The sequence below is a fragment of the Kitasatospora sp. NPDC052868 genome (assembly GCF_044547105.1).
Lineage (GTDB): Bacteria > Actinomycetota > Actinomycetes > Streptomycetales > Streptomycetaceae > Kitasatospora.
In genome coordinates this window covers 68092-84921 of record NZ_JBITZW010000014.1, presented here as the reverse complement: position 1 = coordinate 84921, position 16830 = coordinate 68092, and the positions used below count along the sequence as shown (strand labels likewise).

Below are 16830 nucleotides of genomic sequence, written 5' to 3'. Positions count from 1 at the left end.
GCAGGGGCAAGTCGAGGGGGATTCCGGGCCGAACGGGCGCCGGACGGGCGCTACCGATGGCAGCTGAAGGCGCCCAACGGCCGGGTGGTGGCGATCACCCCGGCCGCGTACGAGAGCGCCGGCGAGGCCGAACGCGGCTTCGACGGCTTACGGGTGGGTGCGGACGGCCTGGTCGCCCGGATCACCCATGTCCGCGACGGCATCGGGTGGATCTGGGTCGTCCCCGGCTCCCGCACCCTGCCCGAGGTGCGTTCCAGCCGCGCGTACGAGCGGTACGCGACCTGTCAGAACGCCTTCCGGCGGTTCGTGGTGCTGCTGGCCAAGCAGCCGGCCCTCGAACTGCCCGACCCCGGGAGACCGTTGAGACCCTCCGATGCCCGCTGAGGGGCGCGGTCCGAGACTGCTGACCCTCCCCGCGGCCGACCGGTGCCTCTGCTGGGCACTGCGCGCCGCCAACGGGCGGCAGCTGGGGGTCGGCGTGCGCGCCTACCGCAGCGAGGCCGAACTCGCGCAGGCGGTAAGAGAACTGATCATCGAACGGGCCGCCCTGCGGTGCACCGTCGGGCAGTCCGAGGGCCGGCTCTGGGTCTGGACGGCGTATCTGCCGGTACGCAGCACCCGCGCGGGCGAGGCGGTGCCGGTCGCCCGCAGTGCGCGCGGCTATCTGCGCCGCGACCAGTGCCAGGCCGGGGTGGAGGGCTTCCTGGCCGGACTCCAGTGGATCGGCCAGGAGTTGCGCCGCGGCGGCCGCGGCGGCCACTGGCCCTGGTGACCGGCCGCCGCTCCCGCTGAGCCTTTCCGAACAGCCGTCGGCCGTGATCAGCGGCCGCCTTCGGCGTTCCGCCGACGCCCTCGGCGATCCGCCCCCGAACCGGGTGAGCAGCCCCCGGTTCCCCCTCGATCCGGTGAAGCGCAGGTTTCCGGCAACCCCCCGAGCCGCCACCTGGAGAAGAACGTATCCGGCCCCCGACCTGCGCGTTTTCCCCCTGCGACGCCCGCGCTGACCAGTCGCTAAACCTGTCCGAACCGATGAGTCGACAATCTCCGCCCGTGCTGGACCGCCCTTCCGGCGGAACCGGACCGGCCGACAGGATCAGGTCTGCCGGAGAGGCCGCCGCGGACGCGGTCAGCCGGCCCCGGAACCCCAACCAGGGACCGGGTACAGCGATGTACGTCTCTCCCACCGGAGGAACAGGAACATGCGCAAGACCGCTGCCAAGCTGCTCGCCGTTGCCGCCATCGCCACCTCTGTCGCCACCCTCGCCGCCGGCACCGCCAGCGCCGACCCGGGCGTCACCCCGGCCGCCCAGGACATCGTGAGCGCCGGCTCCGACACCACGCAGGCTGTGTCGACCCAGTTCTCGACCGACTACAACGCCTACCTGACCAGCATCGGCGACACCACCTCGCCGCGCTACTACAGCTGGGACGCGACGGGTTCGGCCACCATCACCCTGAAGTCCGGCGCCTCCTCGATCGTCCGCCCGAACGGCTCCGGCGCCGGCATCACCGAGCTGAACACGGCCGGCTCCGCGCTCGACGTGGCCCGCTCCTCGCGTGCCCCGAAGCCCACCGACCCGGCCTCGGACATCTTCGTCGCCTTCGCCAAGGACGCGGTCACCTGGTCCGCCAAGAACGGTGGCCACGCCCCGGCGAGCCTGACCGCCGCCCAGCTCAAGGGCATCTACGACTGCTCGATCACCAACTGGACCCAGATCAACGCCACCCTGCCGAACGCCACGATCAAGCCGTGGCTGCCGCAGGCCAGCTCCGGCACCCGCGCCTTCTTCCTGACCGCGATCGGCAACCCGGTCGTCGGCGGCTGCGTCCAGGACGGCCCGGAGGAGAACGAGGGCGTCGACAGCCGCCTCGCCGGTGACGACACCGTCTTCCCGTACTCGGTCGCCTCGTACCTGAGCCAGACCGTCGGCGGCCACAGCACGCCCACCTCGGCCCCGGGCAACCTGACCCTGCGCAACGTCGGCACCCTGGTGCCGGTCAACACCACCACCAACACCATCAACGCCCCGTTCGCCGCCTCGGCGTTCGGCCGCGTGGTCTACAACGTCGTCCGCGACGCCGAGTGGACCGCCGCCAACGCCCACGGCACCGCGCTGCGCAACATCTTCGGCAACGCGGGCTGGATCTGCACCAACGGCACCAACGACATCAAGAGCTACGGCTTCCTGCCCCTCCCGGCGGCGGCCTGCGGCAGCACCACCCACAGCTGATCACCTGCTGATCACACCCGTACCACCCGGCGGCCACGGGCTTCGGCCCGTGGCCGCCGGCCACGCACAGACCTCCCACCCCACCCCACCGCCCACGGCGGACCCGCGGCACCTCCCCGGAGACGACTCATGCGCAGAACGCTCGCCAAGCCGCTGGCGGTGACCACCAACACCACGACCAACACGATCAACGCGCCGTTCGCGGCGAGCCCGTTCGGCCGGCTCCTCTGGGACGTGGTGCGCCAGACCGACTGGCAGAGCACCGGGGTGAAGGGCACGGCGCTGCGCGCGATCTTCGGCACCAACGGCTGGATCTGCGCCAACGGCGGTCCTGCGATCAAGAGTTAAGGCTTCCTGCAGCTGCCTTCCAGCATCTGCGGTTCGACGGCCTGACCAGGTCGCACCCATCGACTTCGGCGCCCCTCCCGCCGGGCAGTGCGGGAGCGGGGCGGCCGTCGGGGCGGTCGGACCGACCGCCCGCACCACCAGCACCAGAGCACAACATCTCACCTCTCCCAAGGAGTTCAGCATGACCCGTACCCGCGCCCGCCTTGCCGCCACCGGTGCCGCAGTCGTCCTCGCCGTGACCGGTATGAGCGGTGCGGCCGTCGCCGACGCCGCCCCGGCGGCCCCGACCGGCAGCGCGGTGGTGCACGAGAACACCGCCTTCCTGAAGGAATCGGCCCTGAACGGTCTGGTGGTCATCCCGCTGCCGACCGCCACCCCGTCCTACGACTCCACCTCGGGCTTCTCCACCTCCTTCCCGGTCACCGGCGGTGACGTCAACCTGCAGGGCTACTACGGCAACGTCCAGCTCGGTGGCAGCCTGCTGTTCGTCAACCTGTTCACCGGCAAGAGCGCGGTCTTCAAGCAGCTCGCGTTCAGCGCCGACAGCTGGGCGATCACCGGTGTCCCGGTCGGCGGCACCGCCCCGGTGGCGCTGCTCGACCCGGCCGGCACGACCGACATCACCCGCTCCGGCGCCACCCAGACGGTGACCGCCGCGGACCTCCGGGTGGACGCCGAGGGCGCGCAGTTCGTCGACGCCAAGCTGAACACCTCCTTCTTCAAGGGCGGCCAGTCGGTCGGCAACTTCTCGCTGACCTTCACCGCCGGCAGCTGACCCCTGCCGACTGCCCGGCCTCTCGGCGGGCCCGTGCGTACGCGCGCGGGCCCGCTGTTTCTTGTGGAGTTCCCAACTCCGCTACAGAGTCGTCACGTTGGGGCCTCGTACATCGGTACGACCGGATCCGGCCATGTAGGGCTGGCCGAATGGATGCGAACCGGAACCGCCGGCCTGCTCGCCGCCTGATCCACTCTCGCGCCGCGTCACGGCGGTGCGCGTTCGCACGGAGGTGCCCGTCATGAGACTCCGACTACGGCCCGATTCGAGACGCGGGAGGTGGCGCCGGAGGTTGCCGGCGGTCGCGCTCGTCTGGTCGGTGGTGGTGGCGCTCGGCGTGGCCCCCATCGGCCTCGGCGCGCTGTCGCAGGCGCAGGCGGCCGACTCCTCCGCCGTGACGGTGCCCGGACCGAAGGTGTGGGACCCGAACACCTGGGAGGAGGGCCCCCTCGCAGGCAGTGTGACGGTGGGTCAGACCAAGGGCCTGTCCAACCAGGTGCTGCAGGTCTCCTGGAGCGGGTTCACGCCGACGGTCAACCCCGCGGGCGAGACGATGACCGTCGTCACCAAGGGCGACAAGACGGTGTTCTACGCGGTGCGGGTCTACCAGTGCCGCGGCCTCGACCCGAAGATCACGGACTGCTACGGCAGCAAGCTGTACAACGCCGACCGGAACCTGGGGTTCAACCAGAAGGCCCCGGCCGAGGGCACCACGACGCCGGACTTCCCCTCCAACATGGCGATCGCGCCCACCGGGGCGGACGGGTCGGGGGCGACCAGCATCGAGGTGTGGACCGCCACCCAGAGCCCCTCGCTCGGCTGTGACGCCACCCACCCGTGCTCCCTGGTGATCGAGCCGAACTACGGCGGCGACACCCAGGACCCGAACATGGCGCGGGCCGGGGCGGTCGACTGCACCGACCACAGCGCCGACGTGGACGGCTTCTTCAACACCGCGAGCGACGGCGGGCTGGAGGCGTACGGCAGCTCGTGGTCCGGCAACCAGTTCGCCGGGCTCCAGATCGGCGAGCAGTGCGCCTGGGAGAAGCGGACCGTCGTCCCGCTGTCCTTCGCGCCCACCGCCGCCGACTGCGACAGCCGGGCCGCGCAGTTCAAGGCGGCCGGCCTGGAGATGGCCAACCGGGCCGTCCAGCTGTGGCGCACCGGCCTCTGCCTGGCCGACTCCCCGCTCGCCTTCCAGTACTCCTCCTCCGGTGGCGAGCCGCAGGCCAGGGCGGCCTTCCTGGGCGGTTCCGCCGGAGTGGACGTCGCGCTGACCGCGCGCCCCGACACCGCGACGCCGACCCGGCCGTACGTCTACGCGCCACTGGCGGCCACCGGGATCTCGGTGGTGTTCCTCGTCGACGACCCGGACACCGGGCGCCAGCTCCGGGACATGAAGCTCACCCCCCGGCTGATGGCCAAGCTGCTCACCCAGTCCTACTCGCCGCTCGGCAGCGACGTGGTGTCGGTGCGGGGCAACCCCAGCTGCATCTTCCAGGACCCGGACTTCCTGCAGTGGAACCAGTTCCCGGCGAGCAGCGGCATGAAGTGGCCGAGGTCCTGCACGCCCGCGAGCTTCGAGCCGACCATCGTCGGCGGCACCACCGACCTGATCTACCAGCTGACCTCGTGGATCGCCGGCGACCCGGACGCCGTCCGGTTCCTGGACGGTGAGGCGGACGGCTGGGGGATGCGGGTCAACACCTTCTACCAGCGGGGCGCCTACTCCGGGTTCCCGGTGGACAGCATCCAGCCGCAGGACTTCACCGGCCCGACGAACGTCAGCGAGGCCGCCAAGCGGATGCGGCAGTTCGAGTGGAACCCCGTCCTCGGCGGTCTCACCCAGGTGCTGCGCACCATTCTGGAGAACCGGTCCACCTGCCAGCTCTGGCTGGCGGACCCGGCCACCGGCAACCACCTGAAGTGCGACCCGATGGCCCCGGGCGACCGGAAGCTGTTCGCGATCATGGACACCGCCCAGGCCAAGGCGTTCTCGCTGCCCGAGGCCCTGCTGCGCAACCCGGCGGGCGGCTTCGTCGCGCCGACCACCAACGGCTTCCAGTCCGCGGTGGGCGACATGCCGACCGACGCCGCCACGGGCACCCAGCAACTCCCGTACGGGGTGGCCGACACGGCCTTCTCCCGGGACGCCCAGGCCTACCCGCTGACCACCGTCCAGTACGCGATGGTGCCGACCGCCGGCGTCTCGACGGAGAAGGCGGCCGCGATCACGCGCTTCCTCACCACCGTCGTCAACGGCGGCCAGGTCTACGGCATCGAGCCGGGCAAGCTCGCCCCGGGCTTCCTCAGCCTCACCGTGGCCCAGCGCCAGCAGGCGCTCGACGCGGCCAAGCACGTGGAGACCCAGGACGCCAAGTGGCCGGGCAACCAGGCGCCCCCGCCGCCGCCGACCACGCCGACCGGCGGTGAGGGCGGGACGACCGGCGGTACCGGTGGCACCAGCGGCGGCACCGGCACCGGAGCCGAGTCCGGCACCACCGGAGGCACCTCCATCCCGGTGACCGACGACTCCGCCTCCCTCGGTGGCACCACCGGCACCGCCGGCGGCGTCGGTGACGACGGCGCGGCGTCCGCCGGCACCAGCGCCGGCACCGGTGCCACCGGCACCAGCGGCCTGGGCTCGGTCGGCACGGGCACCAGCGGCACCAGCGGGACCGGCGGCGCCGCCGCGACCACCGGTGGCGCCGGAGCCCCGGCGGCCGGTACGCCGACGGCCAAGCCCACCGCCGCGCCGAACGCCTCCGCCGGCCCGCTCGCGGCCGCCCCGGTGGCGGCCGGCGTCCCGGTGGCCGACCGGGCCGGTACCGCCCGCCTGCTGCTGCCGATCGCGGTGTTCGCGGGCCTGGTGCTGCTGATCGGCGGCCCGGCGGCGCTCTTCCTCGGCGGCACGCCCGCCGGCGGACGCGTCATCGGCGCCTGCTCGCGGACCTGGGCACGGGTGCGCCGCCGGCCCTGACCCGCAGTGGCACCACCCGGCGGGGCCGCCGTCTCGGCCCCGCCGGGCTCCCGCCCCGGGCGCGACCGCCCGGGGCCTCCCTGTACCGAGTACTTCCGTACCGAGCGCGCCGGAGAGCAGACCATGACAGCCGCCGCCGAGCCCGCGGCACCGTACGCCGGGGCTCCACGTCCACCAGAACCCGATGTCCCCCGTGTCATCACCGCCCCAGCCACGCCCGGAGACCGGGTGTTCCGGGGGGCGCTGCGGGCGGCGGGCCTCTCGGTCTTCGCGATCATGGGGCTGATCGCGTTCTTCCTGCTGCTGCGCGGCGCGAACGCGCTGCGCGAGGTGGGCTGGGCCTTCCTCACCGAGCAGAAGTGGCAGACCCAGGCCCACAACTTCGGGATCGCCGCCGTCCTGCCGAACGGCCTGCTGATCGCGGTGATCGCGCTGGTCATCGCCGTTCCGGTGGCGCTCACCACGGCGATCTTCATCTCCGAGTACGCGCCGGTCAGGCTGCGGCCGACGCTGGTCTCGCTGGTCGACCTGATGGCGGCGATCCCCAGCATCGTCTACGGCCTCTGGGGGCTGTTCTTCCTCCAGCCGCGGATCATCGGCTTCGTCCGCTGGCTGACCAACCACCTCGGTGACGCGATCCCCTTCCTCAAGGTGCGCACCGGTGACATCGGGACCTCCTACACCTCCTCGACCTTCATCGCCGGGGTGGTCGTCTCGCTGATGATCATCCCGATCGTCGCCTCGCTCAGCCGGGAGGTGTTCTCGCAGGCCCCGCAGGGCGAGCGGGAGGGCGCGTACGCACTGGGGTCGACCCGCTGGGGGATGGTCCGCACGGTGGTGCTGCCGTTCGGCCGCGGCGGTGTGATCGGCGCGGTGATGCTCGGCTTCGGGCGGGCGATGGGCGAGACGATCGCCGTCGCGCTGATCATCTCCCCGAACTTCAAGGCCATCACCCACATCCTGGAGAACGGCGCCAACTCGATCTCGGCGCTGATCGCGCTGCGGTTCGGCGAGTCGGACGAGCTCTCGCTCTCCGCGCTGATGGCGGCCGGCCTGGTGCTCTTCGCACTCACCCTGCTGGTCAACCTGGGGGCCGGCTTCGTGATCAACCGGTCCCGCTCCGGCGCGTCGACGGCGGACTGACCCATGGCCAACTGCGCCAACCGCCACCCGCTGCCGCTCCGCCGTGAAGGGACGTCCCGATGACCACACTCGACAAGCCGCCGGTCGCCGCGCCCGCGCCGGTCGACCCACCCGCGGAGCCTGCGCCGCCCCGCCCCGAGAAGCGGGTGCGGCTCGGCGGCGTGACCCGCGAGGACGTGCTGACGCTGGTCGGCGCGCTGGTCGGCTCGCTGGCCCTGAACTGGATGCTCTACGAGCGGATCCTGCCGTTCAGCGGCGCGCAGGGATTCCTGATCTGCTGGTACGGCCTCTTCCTGCTGGGCTACTTCCTCATCGGCCGGCTCCAGTGGGGCGCGATGCTGGTCCGCGAACGCGTGGTCTCGGTGGTCGCCTGGAGCTCCGGACTGCTGGTGGTCGGCCTGATCGCCGACCAGATCGGCTACGTCCTGGTGCGCGGGATGGACGCCGCCAGGCACCTCAACTTCTTCACCCAGTCGATGGACCACACCGCCCCGCTCTCCCCGATCACCTCGGGCGGCGCGCTCAACGCGGTGGTCGGCTCGCTCGAACAGCTGGGCCTGGCAACGCTGTTCGCCGTTCCGCTGGGCATCGCGGCGGCGGTCTTCATGTCCGAGGTCGGCGGCCGGATGGCCAGGCCGCTGCGGACCCTGATCGAGGCGATGACCGCGCTGCCGTCGATCGTCGCGGGCCTCTTCATCCTCGGCATCGTGATCATCACCCTAGGTTTCGAGAAGAGCGGCTTCGCGGCCTCGCTGGCTCTCACCGTGATGATGATGCCGATCGTCACCAGGGCCGCCGAGGTGGTCATCCGGCTGGTGCCGGGCACGCTGCGGGAGGCCTCGTACGCGCTCGGCGGCAGCCAGTGGCGGACGGTGTGGAACGTCGTGCTGCCCACCGCCCGGCCCGGTCTGGTGACGGCCGTGGTGCTCGGCATGGCGCGCGGGGTCGGTGAGACCTCCCCCGTGCTGCTGACCTCGGGCTTCACCTCGCAGTTCAACGGCAGCCCGTTCAGCGAGCACCAGGTCTCGCTGCCGCTGTACATCTGGAACTACGTCAAGCAGCCCTACCCCGAGATGATCGCGCGCGCCTTCGCCGCGGCCCTGACCCTGATGGTCATCGTGCTCGTCCTGTTCGTCACCGCGCGGGTCGTCGGCGGGCGCCGCCCGGGTCAGTTGACGAGGCGTCAGAAGCGCCGGATCGCCCGCGGGGCCCGTGCCGCCGAGGACGCCGCCCGCTCCCGTCCCCGCCCCCGTCCCGCGGTGGCCACCGCCCGTACCGCCACCGCCGGCACCGCCCGTACTGCCGCGGCCCGTACCGGCGTCGCGCCGGGCACCGCGGCCACCGCCCTCGGGGAGCACTGATGTCCCACTCAACCACCCTCAGTACCAGAGGAGTTCCCATGTCGTGGGAGGCCGCAAGCCGCCCCGTGGCACGCACGTTCGCCGTGCTGCTGTCCCTGATCCTCGCCGCGGGCTCCCTGCTCCTGGGGCAGAGCACCCCCGCCTTCGCGGCCACCGCGCTCAACGCCGACGGCTCCAGCTGGGCCGGCCCGGCCATCGACCAGTGGCGCCAGGACGTCGCCCCGCAGGGCATCCAGATCAACTTCAACCCGATCGGTTCGGCGGCCGGCCGCAACCAGTGGGCCATCGGCCAGGACGACTTCACCGCCTCCGACGTGCCGTTCCGCTCGAAGGCGGACACCGGGCTCGGCCAGGCCGGCCAGGCCGGCGGCTCCGGCAAGGCCGAGAACCCCCGGTACGGCTTCTCCTACGTGCCGATCACCGCCGGCGGTACGACGTTCATGTACAACCTGGTCGTCGGCGGCAAGCAGGTCCGTGACCTGCGGCTCTCCCCGCAGACCGTGGTCGACATCTTCACCAACAAGATCACCAACTGGAACGACCCGCGGATCGCCGCGGACTACGGCAAGGCCCTGCCGAGCCTGCAGATCACCCCGGTGGTCCGGTCCGACGGCTCGGGTGCGACCGCCCAGTTCACCCGGTGGATGAGCCACACCCACCAGGCGCAGTGGGACGAGTACTGCAAGAGCGTCAACGGCGTCAGCTGCGGCGAGTACACCGAGTTCTTCCCGCCGTCCGGCCGGATGACCGCGCAGAACGGCTCCGACGTCGTCGCCGGCTACATCAAGGCGCCGGCCGGCCTCGGCACCATCGGCTACGACGAGTACGCCTTCGCCAAGCGCAGCAACTGGCCGGTCGTGAAGGTGCTCAACCCGGCCGGCTACTACACGCTGCCGACCGCCTCCAACGTCGCCGTCGCGCTCACCGCCGCCAGGATCCGCGGGGTGGACGACACCACCGCGGCCGACGACCCGGACTACCTGCAGCAGAACCTCGACGGCGTCTACTCGATGAACGACCCGAGGTCCTACCCGCTCTCCAGCTACAGCTACCTGATCGTGCCGCGGGCCGGAGCGGCACTGCCGCCGCCGCCGCGCTTCACCAACGACAAGGGCAGCGCCCTCAGCCGCTTCCTGGCCTACGTGCTCTGCGAGGGCCAGGGCGAGGCGGACGGCCTCGGCTACTCCCCGATCCCGCGCAACCTGGTCCGCGGCGGTCTGCTGCAGACCCAGCACATCCCCGGCAACGCCAGCCCGGTCGACGCCAACAGCCTGGCGAACTGCAACAACCCGACCTTCAACGCGGCCGGCCGGCTGACCGTGCTGGACAACGCCCCGCAGCCCAGCCCGTGTGACGCGAAGGGCACCCCGCTGGACTGCGTCGTGCAGGAGGGCAAGGCGGTCAAGTCCGGTTCGGGCTCCGGCTCGGCCTCGGGCTCCGGTTCGGGCTCCGGCTCGGGCGGCGCCGCCGCGGGCGGTGGCGGCGCCGCCGGCGGCGGTACCGGCGGTGCGGCCGGTGGCACCGGGGGCGGCAAGTCACCCTCGGGAACCGGCAACGGCGCTGCCACCGGCGGTAGCGGCTCCACCGGCGGCGCAGCCGCTGCGGGCGGCGCGGCCGGCTCGGGTGGCGCGGCCGCGGGCGGCACCGGCGCCGCGGACGGCCAGCCCGCCGCGGGCGGCGACCCGGCCGCCGGCGCCGGCGCCGAGGGGGACCCGGCGGCCGAGGACGTCGTCGACCCGCAGACCGGCCAGGTGGTCGCACGCGGCCGCGGTGGCGGTGTCGGGGAGGTCCCGGCCAACGTGGTCGCCGTCGAGGGGCGCCCGGAGGACTGGATGCTGTCCACCCTCACCGCGCTCGAACTGCTCGCCGTCGTGCTCGTCCCGCCGCTGCTCGGCCGCCGCCTGCTGCGGCGCCGCAACTCCTCCGGCGGCCGGTCGTGACCGCCCCGGCGCTGGAGAAGCCGACGACCCGGACCGCGGCGCCCCCGGCCGAGCAGGTGCCGGAGCAGCCCGCCCCGGAGCCGAAGGCGGCCGGGGCGGCCACCGGCGCCGCCACGCCGTCGCGGCGCCGGTTCCTCCAGGGGGCCTGGGCGGTCAGCCTGCTGGCGGCGCTCACGCTCGGCTTCGTCGGGTACCTCTTCACGCTCTCGCACATCCAGGAGCGGCACTACCAGTCCACCGCCTACAAGACCTTCCGGGACCAGCTGGCCCGGGCGGTCGCCCCGACCGGCGCGGCCGCGGACGGGGACCCGGTCGCGATCCTCGACATCCCGGCGATCGGCCTGCACCAGGCCGTCGTGGTCGAGGGCACCACCGGCCGGGACCTGATGCGCGGCCCCGGCCACCGCCGGGACACCGCGCTGCCGGGCCAGTCCGGCGTGGCCGTGGTGTTCGGGCGCGGCGCGACCTTCGGGGCACCGTTCGCCGAACTGTCCAGGCTCCGGGTCGGCGACCGGATCGAGGCGACCACCGGGCAGGGCAGGTTCACCTACACCGTCAACGTGTACGGGGACGGCGACCACCCGATCAGCGACCCGGCCCGCAACCGGCTGGTGCTGGTCACCGGGGACTCCGACTGGATCGCCGGCTCGACGGTGCTGATCGGGGCCCGGCTGGAGGGCGACCCGGAGGCCAACCCCGGGGGTCGGCCCGCCACCGTCCCGTACGACAAGGCACTGGCCGCCGACAAGGGCGCGCTGGCCACGTTGCAGCTGTGGACGCTCGGGCTGCTCGGCGCGGTGGTGGCCGCCATCCTGCTGGCCCGGTTCTGGCACCGCTCGGCCGCCTACCTGAGCCTCGCGCCGGTGATCGGCGCGACGCTCTGGGCGGTCTACGAGAACGCCGCCGCCCTGCTGCCCAACCTCTACTGAAGCGCGCCCGGAGGACCGTACCGATGACGGATGTACCGATGACCGACGCACCCCCGCTCCACTCGTTCGGCCCGCACGACCAGGCCGGTTCGGCGGCCGAGACCACGCTGACGCTGCCGCCGGTGCCCCCGGTGGACCCGTCCGGCGCCCCGCTGGCCGGGCTGGAGACCCGGGACGTCTCCGCCTGGTTCGGCTCGCACAAGGTGCTGGAGCGGGTCTCGCTCGGCATGCCCGCCGGGGAGGTGACCGCGCTGATCGGCCCGTCGGGCTGCGGCAAGTCGACCTACCTGCGGATCCTCAACCGGATGCACGAGATGGTCCGCGGCGCCGCGCTCGCCGGCGAGGTGCTGCTGGACGGCGACGACGTGTACCGGCCCGGGCGGCGGCCCGCCGAGGTCCGGCGCCGGATCGGCATGGTGTTCCAGCGGCCGAACCCGTTCCCGGCGATGTCCATCCAGGACAACGTCTCCAGCGGGCTGAAGCTGGCCGGCATCAAGGTCTCCAAGGAGGAGCGCGAGCACCTGGTGGAGTCCAGCCTGCGCCGGGCCGGGCTCTGGGACGAGGTGGCCACCCGGCTGCACACCCCCGGTGGTGCGCTCTCCGGCGGCCAGCAGCAACGACTGTGCATCGCACGGTCGTTGGCGGTCTCGCCGGACATCCTGCTGATGGACGAGCCGTGTTCGGCGCTCGACCCGACCTCCACCCGGCGGGTCGAGGAGACCATCGCCGAGCTGCGCGGACGGCTGACGATCGTCATCGTCACCCACAACATGCAGCAGGCGCAGCGGGTTTCGCAGTCCTGCGCGTTCTTCCTGGCCACCCACGACACCCCGGGCCGGATCATCGAGGCCGGGCCGACCGCGCAGGTGTTCGGCAGCCCGCGCGACCAGCGGACCTCGGACTACGTCAACGGCCACTTCGGCTAGCGGCGCACGGCCTAGCGCCCCAGCAGGGTCTCCAGCACCGTCGCGACGCCGTCCTGCTCGTTGCTCACCGTGTGCAGCGGCACCGCCGCCAGCACCTGCGGGTGGGCGTTGGCGACGGCGTACGCGGTGCCGGCCCAGGCCAGCATCTCCAGGTCGTTCGGCATGTCGCCGAAGGCCACCACCTCGCTCCGGTCGATCCCGCGCCCGGCGCACCAGCGGGCCAGCGTGCTGGCCTTGGTGACGCCGGGCGCGCTGATCTCCAGCAGCGGGACGGGCGCGGACCGGGTGATCTCGACCAGGTGCCCGGCCGCCTCCCTGGCCTCGCCCAGCAGCTTGTCCGGGTCGAGGTCCGGGTGCTTCGCGAGCAGCTTGAACAGCCCCTGCACCGGGCCGCCGGAGCCCAGCAGCTCCTCGGCCGGACCGATCGGATGGTCCTCGTCCGAGCCCCACATCCGCAGCTCGTAGCCGGGTTCACGGGCGAACCCGGCGGGGTACTCGAAGGCGAACGAGGTGCCGGGCAGCTTGGCCCGCAGTACCTCGACCACGGTGAGCGCGGTCTCCGCCCCCAGCGGGAAGGACTCCAGCAGCTCGCCGCGCCGCACGTCGACCACCGCGCCGCCGTTGGAGCAGATCGCCACGCCGTGGCCGCCGATGTGCGCGCTGACCTGCTGCATCCAGCGCGGCGGCCGTCCGGTGACGAACACCACCTGGACACCGGCCGCCTCGGCGGCGGCCAGCGCCGCCGCGGTGCGTTCGCTGACGGTGCCCCCCGCGCACAGCAGTGTGCCGTCCAGGTCGGTGGCGATCAGGCGGGTGGGGCGGGGCGGTGCGGGCTGGCTGGTCACCGGTCCATCTTCGCCTACCGCCGCCGGGAGGTCACCGCCGCCGGGAGGTCACCGCTGCGGCGGCCTCCCGGCGGCCGGGGCTCAGCCGACCCTCAGCGTCAGCCCGACGGTGTGCAGGGTGCCGCCGGTCTGGAACTGCAGGAACAGCCGCCAGTCCCCGCCGGTCGGCAGCTCGGCGTGGAACGGCAGGGTCGGGCCGCCGGTGCCGCCGGCCTCGGCCTTCGTCTCGGGGTGCAGGTGGGCGAACGCCTGGTCGCCGGCGTGGAAGGCGGTCAGGTGCGCGTAGGTCTCCAGGTAGGGCTGGAGGTCGGTGACCGGCCTGCCGTCCCTGCTGACGGTGACCTTCAGCCCGCCCGCCCGACCGGCGGCCGGGGCGCCCTCGACGGTCACCGTGTAGCCGTCCACGGTCGCGCTGCCGGTGGCGGCGGGCAGCGCGGCCTCGGCGTCCGCCCCCTCGCCGGGGACGTCCACGGTCCGGCTGAGCACCAGGCCGGTGCCCCGGCCGGGGCCGCTGTCCGGGACGAAGGAGGCGTAGACGCGCCAGGCGCCGGCCGTGAGGGCGGCGAGCGGGGCCGTCCAGGTGCCGTCGGGGGCCATCTCTGGGTGCAGGTGCTGGAAGCCGGTCAGGTCGGAGCGGATCGCGTAGAAGTGCATCCGCTTGGTCTGGTCGGTGCCGAAGGCGGTGAGCGCCTTCCCGTCCGGGCCGGTGATGCTGAACCGGTACTCGGCGGGTGCTCCGGGGGTGAGGGCCGCGGTGGCCGGGTCGAGGCGGTAGCCGTTCTGCTCGGCGGCCGGTGCCGGGGCGGGTGCCGGGGCCGGTGAGGCGGCCTGGCCGGTGGTGCCGGATCCGGGCATCTGGTGGCCCTGGTGTCCGGCGGCGGCGGAGGCGGTGGTGGCGGCGCTGGCGGTGGCCGACGGAGCGCCGCCGGAGCCGTGGTCCATGCCGCTCATCGCGGAGGAGCCGCAGGCGGTCAGGACGGCCGCGAGGACGGCGGCGCCGGCGGTGCGGGCGAGGGTACGGGTGTCGAGGGTACGGGTGTCGAGGAACATCACGAGGTGTCTTCCGGTGGGTACGGGCAGGACGCGGTGCGCCCGGGCCTCCCTGCGGGGAGGGCCGGTGCGGGTCCGCTCACGTCCGTGCGACGCCCAGCTGGAGCAGCAGCCGCCGTCCGGCGGCGGGGGGTGCCCGGGGCCCGTCCGAGGTCCGCCGGTACGGCCCGGCGAGGGCGGTGGGCGCGGTCGGACCGACCGCGAGGGCCGGTACCGCGGGTGCGGGCGCTCCGGCGCCGTCGCGGTCCCGGGTCGCCACACAGGAGTCGGCCGAGGCGGCGGCCCGGAGCCCGCCGCCGTGCGCCCGCGGGCCGTCCGACCCGTCCGGGCCGTGCGGGCCGTCCAGCGCGGTGGAGGCGCTGTGCTGCGCGCCCGGGGCGCCGTGCTGTCGGTGCGGATCGGCGGCCGCCCGCGCGGCCCCGGTCGGCCGCGGCTCGTGGCAGCCGCCCGCCGAGGTGGGCGAGCCGTGCATCAGGAACAGTCCGGCCAGCAGCGCGCAGAGCAGCAGCAGTCGGGCCACCGCCCGCCCCCGCGTCCGCCCGCCACCTGTCGTCACCCGGCAGACAATACCCCCAACCCGTATCCCGCCCCCGTCTGTTTCGGCCCTCGGTACGAGGTTTCCAGCCGATTCACCCCCACCCGGGGTGTTCTGCCCCCACCTCCGGGGCAGAACTGTTCTCGGCCACCCCGTCGGCAGGAAGAGCCATGCCAACTCGCCAGCTTCGAGACGAGCGCCCACCGACCGACCCGGACGACCTCCGTGATTCACGAGACCCGCGCGACCCGGTCCTGATCGGCGACATCATCGCCGACACCCTCGCCGAGATCGCCCGCCGCGCCGCCCCCCGGGACCCGTTTCCGATTCCCGCCCAGCGCACCCGACCTCACCCATAATCAGACAATCCGAGCATCATTAGAAATCGCCTTCGGATGTACACACAGCACCGCTAGGATCGCGGCGCTCAACCGTCGCTCCGACACATTCCGGTGTCGGAGTAGCGCGGACCATCCCGAAGGCCACGATGACAGAGAAGCTCGCCCTCGCCGGGGAACGCACCCCGGCGACGCCGGACGCGCCGTCCGCCGCAGTCCCGGCCCAGCACCGCCGTTCCGGGGCGGACTCCGACGGCGGCTCCCGGCCCCGGACCGGCGGGCCCGCGGCGCCCCGGGCACCGCGCATCCTGGTGCTCGACGGACTGCGGCTGGTCGCGGCGCTGGCGGTGCTGCTGTTCCACTACCTGGCCGGATCGGGCGAGATCCCCTGGCAGCGGACGGCGGTGGACCTCTTCCCCACCCTGCACCGGATCGCCGAGTTCGGCTGGCTCGGGGTGGTCTTCTTCTTCATGATCAGCGGCTTTGTGATCTGCATGTCCAGCTGGGGCAAGTCCGTCCAGGACTTCTGGCGGGGCCGAATACTGCGCCTGTTCCCGGTCTACTGGTTCGCGGTCGTCCTCGGGACCGTCGTCGCCCGCTTCGGACCGCACACCCCGAACGAGCCGCGGATCACCGTCGGCCAGATGCTGACCAACCTGACGATGCTCCAGGAGCCGCTGAAGACGGCCCCGGTGGACAACGTCTACTGGACCCTCTGGGTCGAGCTGCGGTTCTACGTCATCTTCACCGTGGTCGTGGCGCTCGGCACCGGCTACCGCCGGGTCGCCAACTTCTGCTGGATCTGGGCGCTCGCCTCCGTGCTGGCACCGATCTCCGGGATCCCGCTGCTCGACGTGCTCTCCGCCCCGCTGTGGGCACCCTTCTTCATCGCGGGCACCGCCTTCTACCTGGTCCGCCGCCAGGGCCGGTTCACCGGCGAGACGCTCGGCCTGCTAGCCCTCTGCTGGCTGCTCATCCAGCACAACCTGCCGGAGGTCATGGCCCACGAGGGCCACGGCATCAACTGGAAGATCTGCCTGACCGCCGTCACCGCGATGTACGGCCTGATGGCCCTCGTCGCCCTCGGCAGGCTGGACCGCGTCCAGTGGCGCTGGCTGCCCGTGGCGGGCGCGATCTCCTACCCGCTCTACCTCGTCCACCAGTCCGTCGGCGTCCGCTACATCTGGCGCTGGAACGAGACCTTCGGCGCCTGGACGACCCTGCTCTCGGTGACCGCCGCCATGCTCCTCGCCGCCTGGCTGGTCCACCGCCTGGTCGAACGCCCCGCCACCCGCCTCCTGCGCCACCTGACCCGCCCATCCCCCACCGACCCCGCCTGACCCCCCGGCCGCGGTCGGACCCGCAGGATGAAGCGGTCGACGACTACCGGTCAGGGCGGTTCGCGCCAGATCGTCTCGACCGCGATGCG

15 protein-coding genes are annotated in these 16830 nt (G+C 73.0%); 12 read left to right on the top strand and 3 right to left on the bottom strand.

From position 1 onward, the window contains the following. Nucleotides 1–87 precede the first annotated feature (87 nt). From ACIGZJ_RS23735 to ACIGZJ_RS23685, 11 genes are all read left to right on the top strand, one after another. Entirely contained in the window at nucleotides 88–384 is a 297-nt protein-coding gene (locus ACIGZJ_RS23735; protein ID WP_392930071.1) for a hypothetical protein, read from the top strand. Continuing rightward, the gene (locus ACIGZJ_RS23730) at nucleotides 374–772 is read left to right on the top strand and encodes a hypothetical protein (protein ID WP_396459098.1); all 399 of its coding nucleotides are present in this window, start codon (nucleotides 374–376) and stop codon (nucleotides 770–772) included. Before ACIGZJ_RS23735 ends, ACIGZJ_RS23730 begins: the two co-directional genes overlap by 11 nt. Before the next feature lie 427 nt (nucleotides 773–1199). Then, the gene (locus ACIGZJ_RS23725; protein ID WP_396459097.1) at nucleotides 1200–2231 is read left to right on the top strand and encodes a PstS family phosphate ABC transporter substrate-binding protein; all 1032 of its coding nucleotides are present in this window, start codon (nucleotides 1200–1202) and stop codon (nucleotides 2229–2231) included. A gap of 129 nt (nucleotides 2232–2360) precedes the next feature. Next, a complete protein-coding gene (locus ACIGZJ_RS23720) occupies nucleotides 2361–2579 on the top strand; it encodes a hypothetical protein (protein ID WP_396459096.1) in 219 nt (72 codons plus the stop codon). A gap of 181 nt (nucleotides 2580–2760) precedes the next feature. Beyond that, entirely contained in the window at nucleotides 2761–3354 is a 594-nt protein-coding gene (locus ACIGZJ_RS23715; protein WP_396459095.1) for a hypothetical protein, read from the top strand. A gap of 292 nt (nucleotides 3355–3646) precedes the next feature. Further along, nucleotides 3647–6334 (top strand): hypothetical protein, encoded by a 2688-nt coding sequence (locus tag ACIGZJ_RS23710; protein ID WP_396459094.1) that lies wholly within the window; start codon nucleotides 3647–3649, stop codon nucleotides 6332–6334. A gap of 228 nt (nucleotides 6335–6562) precedes the next feature. After that, the gene (pstC, locus tag ACIGZJ_RS23705) at nucleotides 6563–7477 is read left to right on the top strand and encodes a phosphate ABC transporter permease subunit PstC (protein WP_396459093.1); all 915 of its coding nucleotides are present in this window, start codon (nucleotides 6563–6565) and stop codon (nucleotides 7475–7477) included. 59 nt (nucleotides 7478–7536) lie between these two features. After that, on the top strand, nucleotides 7537–8838 hold the full coding sequence (pstA, locus tag ACIGZJ_RS23700; protein ID WP_396459092.1) for a phosphate ABC transporter permease PstA: 1302 nt from the start codon (nucleotides 7537–7539) through the stop codon (nucleotides 8836–8838). A gap of 65 nt (nucleotides 8839–8903) precedes the next feature. Continuing rightward, on the top strand, nucleotides 8904–10778 hold the full coding sequence (locus ACIGZJ_RS23695; RefSeq protein WP_396459091.1) for a substrate-binding domain-containing protein: 1875 nt from the start codon (nucleotides 8904–8906) through the stop codon (nucleotides 10776–10778). Further along, nucleotides 10775–11707 (top strand): class E sortase, encoded by a 933-nt coding sequence (locus ACIGZJ_RS23690; protein ID WP_396459090.1) that lies wholly within the window; start codon nucleotides 10775–10777, stop codon nucleotides 11705–11707. The genes ACIGZJ_RS23695 and ACIGZJ_RS23690 overlap by 4 nt, the downstream gene beginning before the upstream one ends. A gap of 38 nt (nucleotides 11708–11745) precedes the next feature. Further along, on the top strand, nucleotides 11746–12633 hold the full coding sequence (locus tag ACIGZJ_RS23685) for a phosphate ABC transporter ATP-binding protein (RefSeq protein WP_396459089.1): 888 nt from the start codon (nucleotides 11746–11748) through the stop codon (nucleotides 12631–12633). Nucleotides 12634–12644: 11 nt separating this feature from the next. Here the strand turns inward: ACIGZJ_RS23685 and ACIGZJ_RS23680 are convergent, their stop codons facing one another. The 3 genes from ACIGZJ_RS23680 to ACIGZJ_RS23670 form a co-directional block, all read right to left on the bottom strand. Next, a complete protein-coding gene (locus ACIGZJ_RS23680) occupies nucleotides 12645–13478 on the bottom strand; it encodes an HAD family hydrolase (RefSeq protein ID WP_396459088.1) in 834 nt (277 codons plus the stop codon). Between the two features lie 81 nt (nucleotides 13479–13559). Continuing rightward, nucleotides 13560–14528, bottom strand: coding sequence for a hypothetical protein (locus ACIGZJ_RS23675; protein ID WP_396459087.1), 969 nt, complete (start codon nucleotides 14526–14528; stop codon nucleotides 13560–13562). 79 nt (nucleotides 14529–14607) lie between these two features. Further along, nucleotides 14608–15084, bottom strand: coding sequence for a hypothetical protein (locus tag ACIGZJ_RS23670; RefSeq protein ID WP_396459086.1), 477 nt, complete (start codon nucleotides 15082–15084; stop codon nucleotides 14608–14610). Nucleotides 15085–15550: 466 nt separating this feature from the next. Here ACIGZJ_RS23670 and ACIGZJ_RS23665 point away from each other — a divergent pair, with 466 nt between their 5' ends. Then, nucleotides 15551–16741 (top strand): acyltransferase family protein, encoded by a 1191-nt coding sequence (locus ACIGZJ_RS23665; protein ID WP_396459085.1) that lies wholly within the window; start codon nucleotides 15551–15553, stop codon nucleotides 16739–16741. The last annotated feature ends 89 nt before the right edge of the window (nucleotides 16742–16830 follow it).